The organism is Vogesella oryzae (genome assembly GCF_902829295.1).
GTDB lineage: Bacteria > Pseudomonadota > Gammaproteobacteria > Burkholderiales > Chromobacteriaceae > Vogesella > Vogesella oryzae.
On record NZ_CADEPL010000018.1, the window covers coordinates 107,540 to 125,174 of the forward strand.

The following is a 17,635-nucleotide window of genomic DNA, read 5'->3' on the forward strand; positions in this document are numbered from 1 at the left end:
GCGCAGCCGGAAAACAGCAAAATTACGGCCATGACCACTGCCACGGCCGCGGGTTCAACTATTGGGCGGCGGCGGATTGCTGTCGGACACCTCGCCCAGCTTCATGCCTTCCGGCACCGGCCGGTGCTTGCCCTGCCCCAGCCGCTGCGCCTTGTAGATGCCGGAATGGCCGGAACACAGATAGCTGACCACGCAGGCCAGCGCGGCGTAGACGCCGATGTCGCTGCCGAACAGCTCCACCGCCATCAGCGTGGACGCCAATGGGGTGTTGGCCGCACCGGCAAACACCGCCACAAAACCGATGCCGGCCAGCAGCGGCAACGGCAACTGCAGCAGCGGCGCCAGCGCATTGCCCAGCGTGGCGCCGATGTAGAACAACGGCGTCACCTCGCCGCCCTTGAAGCCGGAACCCAGCGACAACACGGTCAGCAACAGTTTGACCAGCGCGTCGTACGGCGCCAGCGGCTGCTGGAACGCTTCGACGATGGTCGGAATACCCAGTCCCAGATAGCGGTCCAGCGGCAATGCCCAGGCCAGCACCGCCAGCAGCAGGCCGCCGACCAGCGGCCGCAGCGGCGGGTAGACAATCCACTGCTTTACCCCCGCCGTCAGCGCATGGGGGGCATCGGCAAACAGTTTGCCGGCCAGACCGAACACCGCGCCGGCGAGCAGCATCGCCGCCAGTCCCCAGGCGCTGACCGCCGGAATGTGCGGCACCAGGTAATGGGTATGCTGCACGCCCCACAGCAGGCACACCTGGTCGGCGAGAATCGCCGCCAGCATGCACGGCAGGATGGCGTCGTAGCGCAGGCGGCCGATGGCCAGCACCTCCAGCCCGAACACCGCACCGGCCAGCGGCGTGCCAAATACCGAGGCGAAACCGGCGCTGATGCCGGCCATCAGGATGATGCGGCGGTCCTCGTGCCGCAGCCGCAGCAGCTGCGTCAGCTGGTCAGCCAGCGCGCCGCCCATCTGCACCGCGGTACCCTCGCGCCCCACCGAGGCGCCGAACAGGTGCGAGATAACCGTGCTGCCCAGCACCAGCGGCGCCATGCGCAGCGGGATCACTTTCTTCGGATCGTGGATTTCGTCGATCAGCAGATTGTTGCCGGCCTCCACCTGCTGGCCGTAGCGCAGGTACAGCCAGCCGACGGCAAAGCCGGCCAGCGGCAACAGCCACAGCAGCCAGCGCGACGCCTCGCGCGTGGCGGTGGCCCACTCCAGCGCGAACAGGAACACGGCCGAGGCGCTGCCGGACAGCGCGGCCACCGCGGCGGACAGCAACAGCCACTTGCCGATATACGGCAGCAGCGGCACAGGTTCGGGATGAATGGGGTGCGTCATGGACATCCGGTAGGTAGCGCCGGCAGCAATGCCGGCGGATCAAAGCGGCAGTGTAGCCCAGCCAGACAGCATGCGGCCACGTTGGCCGCATGCTTTAGCCAGCGTGACGACCCGCCGTCAGTGCGGCCAACGTCGCCGCATCGTTGGCATTGGCAAAGGCTGCGGCATCGGCAAACGGCACCTCCACCACCCGCTGGCCGGCCAGCCAGCCGCGGATACTGCGCTGCCCGCTGGCCAGATACGGCGCCACGCTGGCCAGCACGCAGACCTTGAGCAAGAGACAAGCCGGCTGCGGGCCTTGCGCCGTCACCGGCAGCGCGATGTCGGCGGTGCCGGCCGTCAGCGCGGCGGCCAAGGTCGCAGCAAGCTCCGCCGGCAGGTCCGGCGTATCGCACGGCGCCAGCTGCAGCAGCGCGATGCCGGCGGGCAGCCGCTGTGCCGCCGTGGCCAGCGCCGCCAGCGGCCCCATGCCCTGCCAGGCGGCCGCGTCCGGCCACACCGGCAAGCCGAAGCTGGCATAGGCGTCGAGACTGCGGTTGGCGCTGATCGCCAGCCAGCCCAGCTGCGGTGCCAGTCGCGCCAGCACGTGAGCCGCCAAAGGTTGGCCGCACAACAGCTGCTGCCCCTTGTCCACCCCGCCCATGCGGCGGCCTTCGCCGCCAGCCAGCAACAGGCCGCCCAGTTGCGCCGGCCCCGTCAGTTGCATCATGTGTTGTCCTCCGGCCACGCCAGCTGGCGGCGGCTGTCGAATACCCGCTCGCTGCCGTCGAACGGGTCGGTAAAGGCGATGCGCCGCGCCAGCAGCGCCAGCGGGCGTGAGAAATCGTCCGCCGCCTTGTCGTTGTTGAAATCCGGATACCACGGATCGTTGGCGATGGCGATGCCCAGCGCCGCCAGATGCGCGCGCAGCTGGTGCTTCTTGCCACTGCCCGGCGTCAGCCGGTACTGCGCCCAGTCGCCGCGCCGCTGTATGAGCTCGATCAGGGTATCGCTGTTCGGCTCGCCGGCCACCTCGCGCATCACGAAGCCGCCCGGCAGCTCCTCCAGCCGGCTGCGATGTTGCAACGGCAATGCGAGGTCGGCACGGTACGGCGCAATCGCCTCGTAACTCTTGTAGACCGCGCGCGCCTCGAACAGCCGCTGGTAGCCACCGCGCGCCGCCGGATCGAGGCAGAACAGCATCACGCCGGCGGTTTCGCGGTCCAGGCGGTGAATCGGCGAAGCGTTTGCCAGCGCCGGATCGCGCCGCAGCCGCGTCAGCACCGTCTCGCGCAGGTGGCGGCCGCCGGGCACGCAGGCCAGGAAATGCGGTTTGTCCACCACCAGCAGCCGGTCGTCGCGGTGCAGGATGTCGATCTCGAACGGTACCGCCGTCTCGTCAGCCACTTCGCGGAAGTACCAGATGCGCTGCCCCGGCATATACGGCGCAGCCGGCGTCAAGGGTTGGCCGCAGTCATCCCACACTTCGCCCGCGGCCAACCTGTGCTGCCAGCTGTCGGCAACATGGGCAAAGCGCTGGCGCAGATAGGCCAGCAGACTGGGCCAGTGTTGCTGCGGCAGTACCACGCAGCTGGCGTGGACACCGTCACGCGGTGGCAGCGGACAATCGGCAGCGGACACATTCTCTCCATCACAAAACCCGCGGCGCGGGCGCAAGTCGGCAATTTTAGCGGATAATGCCCGCCTTACCCCCTCGCCGGATTGCCGACATGAAACACGCCCCGCTCAGCGACCAGGATTACCAGCGCCTGGAAACCACCCTGCAACGCTTTGCCGCCCAGGGGGCCATGAGCCTGGAGCGGCTGGACGGTTTCTTTGCCGCACTGCTGTCCGGCCCGGAGCCATTGCCACCGGAAGAGTGCCTGCCGCTGATCCTGGGCAGCGCCTTCGAGGATGAAGACGCCTTCAGCAGCCCCAAGGCCATCGAACAGTTTGCCCGTCTGGTCAGCGGCCACTGGCACGACATCGCCCACACCCTGCAGCGCAAGCGTGACTTTGCGCCGTGGCTGACTGCCGACGCTGACGGCGAGGTGCATGGCAACGACTGGGCGGAAGGCTTCTACGACGGCATGCAGCTGATGCACGAAGACTGGAACCTGCTGTTTGACGATGCCGAGGCCGGCCCGGCACTGGCACCGATTCTGGCGCTGGCGTTCGAACGCCATCCGGACCCGGAAATGCGCCCGTTCCTCGAGGGTGCCAGCCGCGAACAGAAAGACCTGTGGCTGGCGCAGATCTGCGAGGCCGTGCCGCAGATCTACCAGTTCTTTGCCGCCGTCCGCGCCCGTATCGCCGCCGAGATCGAAGCGGAAGAAGAGTAAGTCTCAGCCACCCCGAGGAAATGCCATGAGTGACGTTGCCACGTTCTGGAACCAGCGCTTTGCCAGCCCCGAGTACGCCTATGGCGATGCGCCCAACGACTTTCTGCGCCAGCAGGCCGGCCGCCTGCCGCCCGGCAGCAAGGTGCTGAGCCTGGGCGAAGGCGAAGGCCGCAATGCGGTGTACCTCGCCGGCCTCGGCCATCAGCTCACCGCGGTGGATGCCGCCTGGACCGGCCTTGCCAAGCTGTTGCAGCGCGCCGACGCCGCCGGCCTCGCCGTCACCGCCAGCCTCGCCGACCTGGAACAGTACGATCAGGGTGAAGCGCAGTGGGATGCCATCGTGTCGGTGTTCTGCCACCTGCCCACCCCGTTGCGCCGGCAGGTGTTGGCCGCAGCGGTTCGCGCGCTCAAGCCGGGCGGCCTGCTGATCATGGAAGGCTACACCCCGCGCCAGCTGGCTTTCGGCACCGGCGGCCCCAAGGATGTCGACATGCTGCTGGAGCCGGCCATCGTGCAGGACGAGCTGGCCGGACTCGAGCTGCTGCAGTTTGCCGAGACCGAGCGCAAAGTCATCGAGGGCAGCTTCCACACCGGCCGCTCTGCCGTGCTGCAGGTCGTTGCCCGCAAGCCCTGACCCTTCCCCCGCTCCGCCGCCACAGCCGGCGGAGCGTCTTTACCCTTGCCGGCAGCAGCAACGTGCCGCTGCCGCTGGCGATTGCCAAAAAACCACACCTGCCGGCGGTAATGCCAACATCGGCTTGCCTTGTTATTTGAATTCGTACATAATCAAATCATCAGGAGGACGCCATGACACAAGGTGGAAAACGCGAAGGGGCCGGCCGCAAGTCGCGCTTCGGCGGTGACAAGACAATCGCCATGCGGGTACCGGAGCCGCTCAAGCCGCTGCTGGAGAGCTGGCTGGACGAATACCGCACCCTGCGCAGCCTGCGCCACAACGACGCCGGTGACATCGCGCTACTGGGCGAGGCACTGCAGAACCTGTCGCTGCCGCTATTCGCCAGCCGGGTACCCGCCGGTTCGCCGGTGCCGGGCGACGACCTGAAAGAAGCCGACATCGACCTGAACCAGCATCTGGTGCGCAAACCCGCATCCACCTTTCTGGTGACGGTAAAAGGCGATTCGATGATCAACGCCGGCATTCACGATGGCGACATGCTGGTGGTAGACCGCTCGCTGGAGCCTCGCAACGGCAAGGTAGTAGTGGCGGTGATCAACGACGAGCTGACGGTAAAACGGCTGGAGCGCTCCGCCGGCCGCATCCGCCTGCTGCCGGAAAACCCGGACTTCAAACCGATCGAAGTGCCAGAAAGCGCCAGTTTCTTTATCTGGGGTGTCGTGACCAACGTGATCCACGCCGTGGACTGATGGCAAGGAGATAGACATGAGCAAGCAAGGCAACGAAGCAATCAAGATGATGTTCCGTGACTGGAAACGCCTGCCGCGCGCCTTCCGCAACGTGGTGGAAGGCCAGCCGCAAGTGCTGCTTACCCGCCCGGGGCGCAGCTACTTTGTACCGGTAGAGTTTGTCGGCTGATCCGCCACCACCTTGCGGCCAACCTTGTGCCGCCCCACCACGGCCACCTGCGGGTGGCCGTTTGCTTTTCATCATCGCGGCAGCATCAAAACTCGCCACCGCCGCTGCACGACACTCCCGCCACCTCCGGATGACAGCAGCGTGCCGCCAGGTACCACCAGCATCAAGGCCAATCCCTGCCAGACAACACCCGGCACGCTACCATGCATATCGCGTCTGACCCCACGCCACCCACGGTCAGCAAAACAAAACGGCCACCTGCCGGTGGCCGCTGTATTTCAGCCGTTAAGGATACTCAGGCCGAGGTGTGCTTGAAGCGATCGACCTGCAACACCAGGTCGCCGGAAGTGCGATTGAGCTGCTCGGACAGTTCTGCTGCCTCCAGCACGATGCTGGCATTGTCTTCCGCCAGCGCCGCAATGCGGCTGATGTTGACTGCCACCTCGCTACTGGCGGCTGTCTGCTGCTGCATCGCCACCGCGGTGTCCTGACTCTTGCCGGCGGTCTGCTCTGCCTCTTCGTGAATGGCGTCCAGCTCGCGCAGCGTATCCGCGACCAGCGTCAGGCCGTCGTCCATCTGGCCGCGCGCAATCTGCATGCGGCTGGCGGCATTCTGCGTCTCGCTGGTAATCACCTCGATCAGCTGCGCAATCTCCACCGTCTCCTTGCCGGTGCGTTCCGCCAGTTTGCGCACTTCGTCGGCCACCACGGCGAAGCCGCGGCCCATTTCGCCGGCACGCGCCGCTTCGATTGCCGCGTTCAGCGCCAGCAAGTTGGTCTGGTCAGCAATCTCGCGAATGGCGGTGATGATCTGGCGGATGTTTTGCGACTTTTCCGCCAGCGAGATGATCATGGCACCGGCCTCGTCCACGGTGTTGGCCGTGCCCTGGATCGCCTGGGTCGTGGCGTGCATGCGCTCGCGACCGCCACGCACCCCCTGCTGCATCTGGCGCGCTACCTGCAGGTTCTGCTGGGTGTTGTCGCTCACCGCGGCGATACCGGCCGACATCTGCTCTACCGCGGCGGCAATCTGCGTCGAGGAGTTGCTTTGCGCCTCGGCCGCGCCCGCCGCCCGCTCGGACACCCCCTGCAGCGCGCCGGCCGCCTGCTGCAGCTGGTGGGCATTGCTCTTGACCACTTTCAGCGTACCGGCAAAGGCATCTACCAGCGCATCCAGCGCACGGCCCATGCGGGCGATCTCGTCATTGCCTTGCAGATTGGCACGCACCCCCAGATCGAGGTTATGGCTCATCTGCGCCATCATGCCCTCCAGCTGCAGCACCGGGCGGCGGATGCTGCGGTACACCGCAAAGCCGCCGATCAGCAGCAACAGGGTAATGGCGGCAGTGCCGCCCAGGGTCAGCCCCAGATTGACGCCGGCCTGGCTGACCTGTGCGTCCACATTGTGCTGCACATCGGCCAGCAGCGCTTCCTGCGCGGCCTTCAGCTTGCCGATGCGGGCCGAGGTGCCGGCAAACCATTGCTGCGGCGTGGTTTCCACCGCGTTGCCCAGCGGCGTGCCGTAAACCGCGTCGCGCAGCGCCTGCACGGCAGTCACTTCCGGCGCGCTCAGCAGCGGCTGCAGGATTTGCAGCAGCGCCGGCGGCGCCAGCAACTGCACCTGTGTCAGGCAGGCATCCTGCTGCGCCTTCAGCGATTCGGCCTGCGCGAACTTGGCCTGATCGAAACTGCCGCCGGCCAGCACGCCATTGACGTAGCCGCGCTCGCGACCGGCCAGCTCTTTCACGCACAGCAGGTTGGACAGCGCATTTCCATAACGCAGCACGTTGGGGTCATTGCTGGCCCCCTGCAGCGCGGCGGCAATGCCGGTAAGGCGTTCGATATTGCGGGTGAAGTCGGCAAACACCTCGGCGGCCGGCACGCTGCGGCTATCGATACTGCTGCGCTTGCCCAGCAGGCTCTGAATCGAGCTGGCCGCATCGGCCGCCATGCTGCCGACGTTACCGTCGTGCTCGCCTGCCAGGGTGGTAAACGCCTGCAGCGCGGCATCGCTCTTGCCCCGTGCCGCTACCAGCGCATCCGGCACCGCACCCTGCCCGTTCATGAAGCCGTTAGTCAGCCCGCGCTCGGCCTGCAGGCTGTCGATCAGCTCCGACGAGCGCGTGGCTACGTCCACCAGCTGGCGCGCATAGCGCATCTCTTGCAGCGAGGTGTACTGTTGGAAGGAAAAGACGCCGGCAAGGACAAAGGTCATCACGGCAAACGGCAGCACCAGCAGCAGCAGCTTGGGGCCTAGGTTGAGTCGTGAAAGCATGGTGGGCTCCAATACACGGGGGGTTGTTACACGGGGTGGTTTTTTTCAGACGCCATGCAGTTGTTTTTAGATGGCATTTCTGTTTTTAGTAAAACTTAATGCAAACATCGTGCCGCAATTTTGTTGCAGCGCAAAATAAGAAAAGAAATAGCCATGCCACCAAGGCATGGCTATTGCGCAGAAACAACAACTATCAGCCGCGCGGACGCACCAGCTGCCAGGCACGGCCCAGGTAGGTGACGGCACCAAAACCGCTCCACACGTGCACCAGACGGGTGAACGGGAAGATCAGGAACAGGCTCATGCCCATGAACAGGTGCAGCTTGAAAATCGGCGAGGCGGCGACGATGAACTGGTCGGCATCACCGCGGAAGGTGATCACATGCTGTGCCCAGGTCATCAACAGCACCATTTCGTGGCCATCCAGATGCTGGGAGGACACCACGATGGTGGACAGGCCCAACAGCAAGGTGGCCAGAATCCACAGCAGTACCAGCTTGTCGCGCCAGGTGGTGTTGGCCGCCAGACGGTCGCTGCTGAAACGGCGATGCAGCAGCATCAGCACGCCGATAAGGCACAGGCCGCCCATGATGCCGCCGGCGGTCATGGCGAACACTTGCTTGAAGCTATGTGCCACGCCCAGTGCGTCCCACACCGCTACCGGAGTCAGCAGACCCACGGCGTGGCCGAAGAACAGGCCGATGATGCCGAGGTGGAACAGAATGTTGCCCACGCGCAGGCTGCCACGATGCAGCAGCTGGCTGGACTCGCTCTTCCAGCTGTATTGCTCGCGCTCGAAGCGCACCAGGCTACCCAGGATGAAAATCGCCAAGGCGATATACGGGTAGATCCCGAAAACGAATTGATGCAAGTAGTCCATGTCTTTCTCCTTGTTGCGGCCAACCCGGACGGGCGTCACAGCCTCCCGCCCCGGCAGACGTTGGCCGCAGCGGATTAATGGCAGGCGGCCGGGCCGCTACCCTTGGGATAGAAGTTGACCGGGGCGATCTGCGGCAGACCGGGCTTGAGCAACGGCTCCACGCCATCGATGCCGGGGCCGAAGGTCTCCAGCGCCTCGTCCATGTCGCGGATCGGCGGCACGGTCAGCGGCTCTGGCGCCACCGGCGACAGCCACACCAGCGCATCCAGCACGCCGGCGTAGTGGCTGCCACTGTCGGCCAGCTTCTTGGCGACATGCGCCAGCACATGCACCGCGTCGCCCAGCAGACGGTTGGCCTCCTCCGCTTCGCACAGCGACAGGAATTCCAGGAACAGCGGCACGTAGTCCGGCAGCTCCTCGCTCACCGGCTCGAAGCCGTGCGCCTTGTACTCCTCGATCAGGTCCACCATCGCCTGGCCGCGGGCGCGGTCCTCGCCGTGGATGTGCTCGAACAGGTGCAGCGAGTGCGACGGGCTGCGGTCGAACACCTGCACATAGTTCTGCTGCAGCTCGATCAGATCGGTTGCGGCCAACTGTTGCAGCAGCGGCTCGATACCGCGTGCCACGTCCTCGTCGCCGGCCAGCACTGCGCGGATTTCCGGCAGCGCGTCGATCAGCTCCTGCTGCGGGTAGCCCAGCAGGGCCCCCAGCGCGCGATAAATCATCGGGTTATGCATGATGGTCAGCCTCCGGCGTTGGCCTTGCGGTCGCGGCGCATGTCGTGGAACACAATGGGGGACGCCTTCTTCTTGCCGAACAGGCTGGAATCGGAGGTGCCGCCGGAGCAGCCGTTACCGAAGCTGAAGCCACAGCTGGCCTTGTCGTCGAAGGTGTTTTCCACCATTTCCTTGTGACTGGACGGAATCACGAAGCGGTCTTCGTAATTGGCGATCGCCATCACCTGGTACATCTCTTCCACCTGTGCGCCGGAAAGGTGGGTGCCTTTCAGCGTCGCCGGGTTCACCACCTTGTCCACGCTCTTGCTGCGCATATAGCGGCGCATCGCCACCATGGTTTCCAGCGCATGCACTACCGGTTCTTCCTTGCCGGCGGTCAGCAGGTTGGCCAGGTATTTGATCGGAATACGCAGGTCTTTTACGTCCGGGATGATGCCGTTCTCGCCGATCAGGCCATTTTCCAGCGCCGACTGGATCGGCGACAGCGGCGGGATGTACCACACCATCGGCAGCGTGCGGTATTCCGGGTGCAGCGGGAAGGCCACCTTCCACTCCATCGCCATCTTGTACACCGGCGATTTCTGCGCGGCGGTGATCCAGGCTTCCGGAATGCCCTGCTTCTTCGCTTCGGCGATGATGTCCGGCGCGTTCGGATCGAGGAACACACCCAGCTGCGCTTCGTACAGGCTCTTCGGATCTTCCACGCTGGCAGCGGCTTCGATCTTGTCGGCGTCGTACAGCAGCACGCCCAGATAGCGGATGCGGCCAACGCAGGTCTCGGAGCACACCGTCGGCTGGCCGGCCTCGATACGCGGATAGCAGAAGATGCACTTCTCGGCCTTGCCGGTGGTCCAGTTGTAGTAAATCTTCTTGTACGGGCAGCCGGACACGCACATGCGCCAGCCGCGGCACTTGTCCTGGTCGATCAGCACGATGCCGTCGTCTTCACGCTTGTAGATGGAGCCGGACGGGCAGCTGGCGACGCAGGCCGGGTTCAGGCAGTGCTCGCACAGGCGCGGCAGGTACATCATGAAGGTGTTCTCGAACGCCGAGTACATCTCCTTCTGGATGCCGTCGAACAGCGCATCCTTGGCGCGCTTGGAGAACTCGCCGCCCAGGTCATCCTCCCAGTTCGGGCCCCATTCGATCTTGTCCATCTTCTTGCCGGTCAGCACCGACACCGGCCGCGCGGTCGGCGGGGTGATCATTTCCGGCGCGTTCTGCAGATGTTCGTAGTCGTAGGTGAACGGCTCGTAGTACTCGTCGATGGACGGCAGGTTCGGGTTGGCAAAGATGTTGGCCAGAATCTTCAGGCGGCCGCCCTGGCGCGGTTCCAGCTTGCCGTCGCTGCGGCGCACCCAGCCACCCTGCCACTTGTCCTGGTTTTCCCATTCCTTGGGATAGCCGATACCCGGCTTGGTCTCGACGTTGTTGAACCAGGCGTACTCGATACCGTCGCGGCTGGTCCACACGTTCTTGCAGGTTACCGAACAGGTATGGCAACCGATGCATTTATCGAGGTTGAGCACCATACCGATTTGGGCACGGATTTTCATGTTCTTGCTCCTAATGTCTCAGAAGGCTCGAAAGAGGCGGTGCCGACGGCACCGCCGGCGCGCTTACACGCCTTCCGAGAGCGGCTTGTCCAGCCAGTCCACGTTCTTCATCTTGCGCACGATCACGAACTCGTCGCGGTTGGCGCCCACGGTGCCGTAGTAGTTGAAGCCCCAGGCCAGCTGCGCGTAGCCGCCGATCATGTGTGTGGGCTTGGTCACCGCACGGGTTACCGAGTTATGGATACCGCCGCGTTTGCCGCTGGTTTCCGCGCCCGGCACGTTCACGATCTTTTCCTGCGCGTGGTACATCAGGGTCATGCCTTCCGGCACCCGCTGCGACACCACGGCGCGGGCGGTCAGCGTGCCGTTGACGTTGAACACCTCGATCCAGTCGTTGTCGACGATGCCGGCCTTCTTGGCGTCGATCTCGGATACCCACACGTGCGGGCCGCCACGGCTCAGGGTCAGCATGCGCAGGTTGTCGGAGTAGGTACTGTGGATACCCCACTTCTGGTGCGGCGTAATGAAGTTGAGGACGATCTCGGTATTGCCGTTCGACTTCTTGCCCAGTACCGCGGCAGTGGTCTTCAGATCGACCGCCGGCTTGTACACGCACAGCCCTTCGCCGAACGAACGCATCCACAGGTGATCCTGGTAGAACTGCTGGCGGCCGGTGATGGTGCGCCAGGGGATGAACTCGTGCACGTTGGTGTAGCCGGCGTTGTAGCTGACTTCTTCGCTTTCCAGGCCGGACCAGGTCGGCGAGGAAATGATCTTGCGCGGCTGCGCCTGCACGTCGCGGAAGCGGATGCTGTCATGCTCGCGCGGCAACGCCAGGTGGGTATGGTCGCGACCGGTGATCTTGGACAGCGCATCCCAGGCCTTCACTGCTACGTGGCCATTGGTTTCCGGCGCCAGCGTCAGGATCATCTCGGCAGCGTCGATGGCGGTATCCAGTTTCGGCTGGCCGGCAGCGACACCGTCGGCCACGGTCTTGTTCAGGCCACGCAGCACGTCCACTTCGTGACCGGTCTTCCAGGCAATACCCTTGCCGCCGTTGCCCACCTTCTCCAGCAACGGGCCGATGGAGGTGAACTTGTCGTAGATCTTGCGATAGTCGCGTTCCACCACCGTCATCTTCGGCATGGTCTTGCCCGGGATCGGCTCGCACTCGCCTTTTTTCCAGTCGCGCGGGTCGAACGGCTGGCCCAGTTCTTCCGGGGTGTCGTGCATCAGCGGGGTCAGCACCAGATCCTTGCGGGTGCCCAGATAGTCGCCACCGATCTCGGACATCGCCTTGGCGAAGCCCTTGTAGATTTCCCAGTCACTCTTCGACTGCCACAGCGGCTGCACGGCCTCGGACAGCGGGTGGATGAACGGGTGCATGTCGGAGGTGTTGAGGTCGTCCTTCTCGTACCAGGTAGCGGTCGGCAGCACGATGTCACCGTACAGGCAGGTAGTGGACATGCGGAAGTCCAGCACCACCAGCAGGTCGAGCTTGCCTTCTGCCGCCGGACGCACGGTGACTTCGGTCGGCTTGATGCAGCCGTCCTCGTCGTTCATCACCGCGTTCTGGGTGCCGAGCAGGTACTTCAGGAAGTATTCATGGCCCTTGCCGGAGGAACCCAGGATGTTGGAACGCCACACGAACATATTGCGCGGGAAGTTCTTCGGGTTGTCCGGATCGTTGCAGGACATGTCCAGCTGGCCGGACTTGAGCTGCTCGACCGCGTAGGCCACCGGGTCCTTGCCCTCGGCCTCGGCATCGCGCACCACGTCCAGCGGGTTGGTGGTGAGCTGCGGCGCGGACGGCAGCCAGCCCATGCGCTCGGCCTTGGCGTTGTAGTCGATCAGCGCCATCTGGCTCATGCGGCCATCGGCGGTCGGCGCCAGAATCTCGTTGACGCCCAGTTTTTCGTGGCGCCACTGGCTGGTATGCGCATAGAAGAAGCTGGTGCCGTTCATCTGGCGGGCCGGGCGGTTCCAGTCGGAAGCAAACGCCAGCGGTGCCCAGCCGGTCTGCGGGCGCAGTTTTTCCTGGCCGACGTAGTGGCACCAGCCACCGCCGCTCTGGCCGATACAACCGCACAGCATCAGCATGTTGATGATGCCGCGGTAGGTCATATCCATGTGGTACCAGTGGTTCAGCGCGGCACCAACAATCACCATCGAGCGGCCATGGGTCTGATCGGCGTTCTGCGCGAACTCGCGCGCAACCTGGATCACCATCTCCGGCTTCACGCCGGTGTGTTTCTGCTGCCAGGCCGGGGTGTACGGCACGTCATCCATGTAGCTGGATGCCACGTTGCCGCCGCCGAGGCCACGGTCGATACCGTAGTTGGCCGCCATCAGGTCGAACACGGTGGCTACCAGCGCGCTGCTGCCGTCGGCCAGGGTGATCTGCTTCACCGGCACGTTGCGGGTCAGCAGTTCGTCGTGCTCGGCGCCGAAATACGGGAAGCCGACGCCGACCACGTCATCGCGGTTGTCGAGCAGCGACAGGCGTGCCTTGATCTCGCGGCCGCCATTATTGGCACTGCCGTCTTTCTGTTCCAGGTTCCACTTGCCGGACTGGCCCCAGCGGAAGCCGATCGAGCCATTGGGCGCCACGATGTCGCCGCTGGCTTCGTCCAGCACCAGGGTTTTCCATTCCGGGTTGTTGTCTTCACCGAGGTTGGCCGCCAGGTTGGAGGCGCGCAGGAAGTAGTCCGGAATGTAGCGACCGCCGTCTTTCTTCAGCGTCACCAGCATCGGCATATCGGTGTACTGGCGGATGTAGCCGGTGAAGTATTCGGACGGATTGTCGAGGTGGAATTCCTTGAAGATCACATGCCCCATGGCCATCGCCAGCGCGGCATCGGTGCCCTGCTTCGGCGCCAGCCAGATATCGCCGAACTTGGCCATTTCGCCGAAGTCGGACGATACCGCCACGGTCTTGGTGCCCTTGTAGCGCACTTCGGTATAGAAGTGGGCGTCCGGGGTACGGGTCATCGGGATGTTGGAACCCCACACCATCAGGTAGTTGGAGTTGTACCAGTCGGCCGATTCGGCCACGTCGGTCTGTTCGCCCCAGATCTGCGGGCTGGCCGGCGGCAAATCGCAGTACCAGTCGTAGAACGACAGCGGCACGCCACCGATCAGGCTCAGGTAGCGGCTGCCGGCGGCGTAGGACACCATCGACATCGCCGGAATCGGCGAGAAGCCGATGACGCGGTCCGGACCGTAGTTCTTGATGGTGAAGGCGTTGGCCGCGGCGATGATCTCGTTGACTTCATCCCAGCTGGCACGCACGAAGCCGCCCTGGCCGCGCTTGGACTTGTACTGCCTGGCGGTTTCCGGATTCTGGCTGATCTTTTCCCAGGCCTCGATGGCGCCCATGCTCTTGCGCGCTTCGCGCCACAGCTTCATCAGGCGGCCGCGCACCATCGGGTATTTCACGCGCTGGGCCGAGTACACATACCAGCTATAGGACGCGCCACGCGGGCAGCCGCGCGGTTCGTGGTTCGGCAGGTCCGGGCGGGTGCGCGGGTAGTCGGTCTGCTGGGTTTCCCAGGTAATCAGGCCGTTTTTGACATACACCTTCCAGCTACAGGAGCCGGTGCAGTTCACGCCGTGGGTGGAGCGCACGATCTTGTCGTGCTGCCAGCGCTGGCGATACCCGTCTTCCCACTTGCGGTCTTCTTTCACCACCGCACCGTGGCCGTCGGCGAAGGTGGATTTCACCTTGCCCAGAAAATTCAGTCTGTCGAGAAAGTGGCTCATTTTGCCTCCGAATGGTTGCCGCCAGGCGGCCCGCTAAGGTTGGCCGCATCGCACTGCGGATACCTGTGGTCACGTTCGGAAGCTTAGGCTGGCAGCGCCAGTGCGCCCATTCGCCACAGGTGGCAACACTGGCGGGCAGACGGAGGACGGAAACTCACCCGAAAGGATTAGCCGCGACTAGCCATGCGGGGGTGCATGACAGCGTCGCGGCCATGAAAAATGCCGCCCCCTGACGGGTGACGGCATGGAGTTGGCGGCTAGGTCGCTAGTGCCGGATTCAGGCCTGGCGCGGTTTGTAACCGGCGGCGCCGTAGAACAGGATGAACAGGTAGCACAGCAGCGGCACGGTGAACGATGCCAGCAGGCTCAGGTGGTCGGCGACGCCGGCCTGCAGCAGCGGCAGCAGCGCACCGCCGACAATGGCCATGCACAGCACGCCGGAGCCGGCACCGGTATCGCGCTCCAGACCGTTCAACGCCAGCGAGAAGATAGTCGGGAACATGATGGAGTTGCACAGGCCCACTGCCAGCAGGCTGTACATCGCCAGCTTGCCGCCAGCAACGATGGCCAGCGCGATTAGCAACACCGACAGCAGCGCATTGAAAGCCAGCACCTTGTTGGCGGCCACACGGCGCATTACCGCGCTGCCGACAAAGCGGCCAACCATGGCACCGCCCCAGTACAGCGCCAGCAGCTTGCCGGCGGCAGCCTGGGTCAGGCCGCCGACATCCGGCTGCTCCATCAGGCTGACCAGGAAGCTGCCGATGCCGACTTCGCCGCCGACATAGACAAAGATACCGATCGCGCCCAACACCAGATGGCGGTGACGCAGCACCTGGCGCATGCCTTGTGCGGAGCCGGTGGTGTCATGCACTTGCGGCAAGCGCAGACAGGCAAACACGATGGCGATGATGAACAGCGCGGCGGCCAGACCCAGGTACGGCAGCTGCACTGCCTTGGCGGCACTGGCACCGGCGGTAACGCCGAGAATCAGCAGCGAACCCAGCAGCGGCGCCACCGTGGTACCCAGCGAGTTGAAGGCCTGGGTCAGATTCAGGCGGCTGGAGGCGGTCTTGGCCGGCCCGAGGCGGGTGACATAGGGGTTGGCCGCCACCTGCAGGATGGTAATGCCGGCAGCCAGCACGAACAGCGCGCCGAGGAAGGCGGCATACGACAGGTTGGCCGCAGCCGGATAAAACAGCAGACAGCCGGCACCGGCGATGGACAGCCCCACCACGATGCCGCGCTGGTAACCCAGCGCCTGCACCAGGCGGCCGGCCGGCAGCGACACGATGAAATAGGCGGTAAAGAAGCTGAACTGGATCAGCGCGGCCTGCACATAGCTCAGCGAGAACACCCCTTTCAGATGCGGGATCAGGATGTCGTTGAGCGAGGTAATCAGACCCCACATGAAAAACAGCGAGGTAAGAACGGTCAAGGATTTGCCGTGGTTTTGCGTATCGACATGCGCTTGCATGTTACGAGGCTCCATGTGTTGTGGGCAAAGGAGCGCTAGTCTAAGTTCAATGCCGCTTGTACTCGATAGCTTTCACTATTCTTACGCATAACTTTCACCACAATTGCGCACGCCACAGCAGTATTGTCTTTTTTTTCAATAGCTTGACAAATGCAAACCGCGGCAAGGTTGGCCGCACCAGTTTGCAGCACGGCAAAATGTTGTAAGTTTCATGTAAGAAAATTACCATGCAAGACCGGCGACGCCTGCGGCCAACGTTGCAACCCCAAAAAAAACGCGCCCCGGTGTGGGGCGCGCTAACAGGTGCAGTAGTCAGCCTGCAACTTGGAGAAGCCTTAGCTCAGCACGGAATCTCGGCATTCTTGCGGGCGTAGAACCACCAGTTCACCAGCACGCAGCTGATGTAGAAACCGATGAAGCAGTACAGCGCGGCATCTACGCTACCGGTCAGGGTAATGGAAGTACCGTAGCTCTTCGGGATAAAGAAGGCACCATAGGCAGCAAAGGCACTGGTGAAGCCCAGCACGGCAGCGGCTTCCTTGGTGGCATCGGCCATCGCCTGTTTCTGCGCGCTTTCGCCCTTGCCAGCCAGACGCTGGTGGAAGGTCAGGAAGATCGCCGGCACCTGCATGAAGGTGGAGCCGTTACCGATACCGGTCAGCGCGAACAGGCACAGGAACATGGCGAAGAAGCCCTGGAAGTTGCCGCCCAGACCGCCATGCGGCAGGAAGTTGAGCACGCCGAACACGGCAGCCACCATCAGCACGAACACCCACTGCGTTACCCGCGCGCCGCCGATCTTGTCGGCCAGCCAGCCGCCGAACGGACGGGCCAGTGCACCGACCAAGGGGCCGAGGAAGGCGTACTTGGTCGGGTCGATACCCGGGAACTGGCCCTTGATCAGCAGCGGGAAGCCGGCGGCAAAGCCGATGAAGGAACCGAAGGTACCCAGATACAACCAGCACATCAGCCAATTGTGCTTGCGCTTGAAGATCACCGCCTGATCGGCAAACGATGCCTTGGCCGAAGCGATGTCGTTCATGCCGAACCAGGCCAGCACGGTGGACAGCAGGATGAACGGCACCCACACGAAGCCAGCGTTCTGCAGCCACAGCTGCTTGCTGACATCGCCTTTCACCCAGGTTTGGGCCTCGCCGCCGAAGGCGCCGAACAGGCCCATGGTGATGACGATAGGCACCACGAACTGCACGATGGACACGCCGAGGTTACCCAGGCCGGCGTTCATGCCCAGCGCGGTACCCTTCTCGGCCTTGGGAAAGAAGAAGCTGATGTTGGCCATCGACGAGCTGAAGTTGCCGCCGCCGAAACCGCACAGCAGCGCCAGGATCAGCATGGTGATGTAGCTGGTATTCGGGTCCTGCACTGCGTAGCCGATGCCGACCGCCGGAATCATCAGGCTGGCGGTGGAGATAGCGGTCCATTTGCGGCCACCGAAGATCGGCACCATGAAGCTGTAGAAGATGCGCAGCGTGGCGCCGGACAAGCCCGGCAGCGCCGCCAGCCAGAACAGCTGGTTCTGGCTGTAGCTGAAGCCGATATTCGGCAGGTTCAGCACCACCACGCTCCACACCTGCCAGATGACAAAGGCCAGGGTCAGCGCGGGGATGGAGATCCACAGGTTGCGACGGGCGACAGACTTGCCCTGCTCTTGCCAGAACGACCGGTTTTCCGGCTCCCAGCGGGTCAGCACGTAAGACATGATTTTGT

14 protein-coding genes are annotated in these 17,635 nt (G+C 63.9%); 4 read left to right on the forward strand and 10 right to left on the reverse strand.

All coding sequences use genetic code 11. From position 1 onward, the window contains the following. Positions 1-54: 54 nt before the first annotated feature. The 3 genes from HU218_RS07370 to HU218_RS07380 all read right to left on the reverse strand — a co-directional run bounded on the left by HU218_RS07370 (position 55) and on the right by HU218_RS07380 (position 2,964). Complete coding sequence (locus HU218_RS07370; RefSeq protein ID WP_174874295.1) at positions 55-1,344, reverse strand: voltage-gated chloride channel family protein; 1,290 nt, start codon at positions 1,342-1,344, stop codon at positions 55-57. A gap of 94 nt (positions 1,345-1,438) precedes the next feature. Beyond that, positions 1,439-2,053, reverse strand: coding sequence for a molybdenum cofactor guanylyltransferase MobA (mobA, locus tag HU218_RS07375; RefSeq protein WP_174874296.1), 615 nt, complete (start codon positions 2,051-2,053; stop codon positions 1,439-1,441). Further along, the gene (locus HU218_RS07380; protein WP_246210802.1) at positions 2,050-2,964 is read right to left on the reverse strand and encodes a pseudouridine synthase; all 915 of its coding nucleotides are present in this window, start codon (positions 2,962-2,964) and stop codon (positions 2,050-2,052) included. The genes mobA and HU218_RS07380 overlap by 4 nt, the downstream gene beginning before the upstream one ends. An 89-nt stretch (positions 2,965-3,053) precedes the next feature. Here HU218_RS07380 and HU218_RS07385 point away from each other — a divergent pair, with 89 nt between their 5' ends. The 4 genes from HU218_RS07385 (at position 3,054) to HU218_RS07400 (ending at position 5,220) form a co-directional block, all read left to right on the forward strand. After that, entirely contained in the window at positions 3,054-3,665 is a 612-nt protein-coding gene (locus HU218_RS07385; protein WP_174874297.1) for a YecA/YgfB family protein, read from the forward strand. A 25-nt stretch (positions 3,666-3,690) separates the two neighbouring features. Further along, entirely contained in the window at positions 3,691-4,299 is a 609-nt protein-coding gene (locus HU218_RS07390; protein ID WP_174874298.1) for a class I SAM-dependent methyltransferase, read from the forward strand. A 173-nt stretch (positions 4,300-4,472) separates the two neighbouring features. Then, positions 4,473-5,051: a LexA family protein gene (locus tag HU218_RS07395; RefSeq protein WP_174874299.1), complete on the forward strand. Its 579-nt coding sequence runs from the start codon at positions 4,473-4,475 to the stop codon at positions 5,049-5,051. 16 nt (positions 5,052-5,067) lie between these two features. After that, positions 5,068-5,220: a hypothetical protein gene (locus HU218_RS07400; RefSeq protein WP_174874300.1), complete on the forward strand. Its 153-nt coding sequence runs from the start codon at positions 5,068-5,070 to the stop codon at positions 5,218-5,220. A gap of 295 nt (positions 5,221-5,515) precedes the next feature. Here HU218_RS07400 and HU218_RS07405 read toward each other — a convergent pair whose 3' ends face one another. From HU218_RS07405 to HU218_RS07435, 7 genes are all read right to left on the reverse strand, one after another. Further along, positions 5,516-7,495, reverse strand: a complete 1,980-nt coding sequence (locus tag HU218_RS07405; RefSeq protein WP_174874301.1) for a methyl-accepting chemotaxis protein — start codon at positions 7,493-7,495, stop codon at positions 5,516-5,518. 193 nt (positions 7,496-7,688) lie between these two features. Next, entirely contained in the window at positions 7,689-8,375 is a 687-nt protein-coding gene (gene narI / locus HU218_RS07410) for a respiratory nitrate reductase subunit gamma (RefSeq protein WP_174874302.1), read from the reverse strand. Between the two features lie 74 nt (positions 8,376-8,449). Further along, positions 8,450-9,112 (reverse strand): nitrate reductase molybdenum cofactor assembly chaperone, encoded by a 663-nt coding sequence (gene narJ / locus HU218_RS07415; protein WP_174874303.1) that lies wholly within the window; start codon positions 9,110-9,112, stop codon positions 8,450-8,452. 5 nt (positions 9,113-9,117) lie between these two features. Continuing rightward, complete coding sequence (gene narH / locus HU218_RS07420; protein ID WP_174874304.1) at positions 9,118-10,668, reverse strand: nitrate reductase subunit beta; 1,551 nt, start codon at positions 10,666-10,668, stop codon at positions 9,118-9,120. A gap of 63 nt (positions 10,669-10,731) precedes the next feature. Further along, positions 10,732-14,430, reverse strand: a complete 3,699-nt coding sequence (locus HU218_RS07425) for a nitrate reductase subunit alpha (protein WP_174874305.1) — start codon at positions 14,428-14,430, stop codon at positions 10,732-10,734. Between the two features lie 277 nt (positions 14,431-14,707). Beyond that, positions 14,708-15,907 carry a sugar MFS transporter gene (locus tag HU218_RS07430; protein WP_174874306.1) on the reverse strand — a complete coding sequence of 400 codons (1,200 nt, stop codon included), beginning with the start codon at positions 15,905-15,907 and terminating at the stop codon, positions 14,708-14,710. Between the two features lie 340 nt (positions 15,908-16,247). Then, the gene (locus HU218_RS07435) at positions 16,248-17,627 is read right to left on the reverse strand and encodes a NarK family nitrate/nitrite MFS transporter (RefSeq protein ID WP_174874307.1); all 1,380 of its coding nucleotides are present in this window, start codon (positions 17,625-17,627) and stop codon (positions 16,248-16,250) included. Positions 17,628-17,635: the final 8 nt, after the last annotated feature.

Bases quoted from the DNA above. Each gene is read 5' to 3' on its own strand.
- HU218_RS07370 (WP_174874295.1), bottom strand. From the start codon at position 1,344: ATGACGCACCCCATTCATCCCGAACCTGTGCCGCTGCTGCCGTATATC.
- mobA (WP_174874296.1), bottom strand. From the start codon at position 2,053: ATGATGCAACTGACGGGGCCGGCGCAACTGGGCGGCCTGTTGCTGGCT.
- HU218_RS07385 (WP_174874297.1), top strand. From the start codon at position 3,054: ATGAAACACGCCCCGCTCAGCGACCAGGATTACCAGCGCCTGGAAACC.
- HU218_RS07390 (WP_174874298.1), top strand. From the start codon at position 3,691: ATGAGTGACGTTGCCACGTTCTGGAACCAGCGCTTTGCCAGCCCCGAG.
- HU218_RS07395 (WP_174874299.1), top strand. From the start codon at position 4,473: ATGACACAAGGTGGAAAACGCGAAGGGGCCGGCCGCAAGTCGCGCTTC.
- HU218_RS07400 (WP_174874300.1), top strand. From the start codon at position 5,068: ATGAGCAAGCAAGGCAACGAAGCAATCAAGATGATGTTCCGTGACTGG.
- HU218_RS07405 (WP_174874301.1), bottom strand. From the start codon at position 7,495: ATGCTTTCACGACTCAACCTAGGCCCCAAGCTGCTGCTGCTGGTGCTG.
- narI (WP_174874302.1), bottom strand. From the start codon at position 8,375: ATGGACTACTTGCATCAATTCGTTTTCGGGATCTACCCGTATATCGCC.
- narJ (WP_174874303.1), bottom strand. From the start codon at position 9,112: ATGCATAACCCGATGATTTATCGCGCGCTGGGGGCCCTGCTGGGCTAC.
- narH (WP_174874304.1), bottom strand. From the start codon at position 10,668: ATGAAAATCCGTGCCCAAATCGGTATGGTGCTCAACCTCGATAAATGC.
- HU218_RS07425 (WP_174874305.1), bottom strand. From the start codon at position 14,430: ATGAGCCACTTTCTCGACAGACTGAATTTTCTGGGCAAGGTGAAATCC.
- HU218_RS07430 (WP_174874306.1), bottom strand. From the start codon at position 15,907: ATGCAAGCGCATGTCGATACGCAAAACCACGGCAAATCCTTGACCGTT.
- HU218_RS07435 (WP_174874307.1), bottom strand. From the start codon at position 17,627: ATGTCTTACGTGCTGACCCGCTGGGAGCCGGAAAACCGGTCGTTCTGG.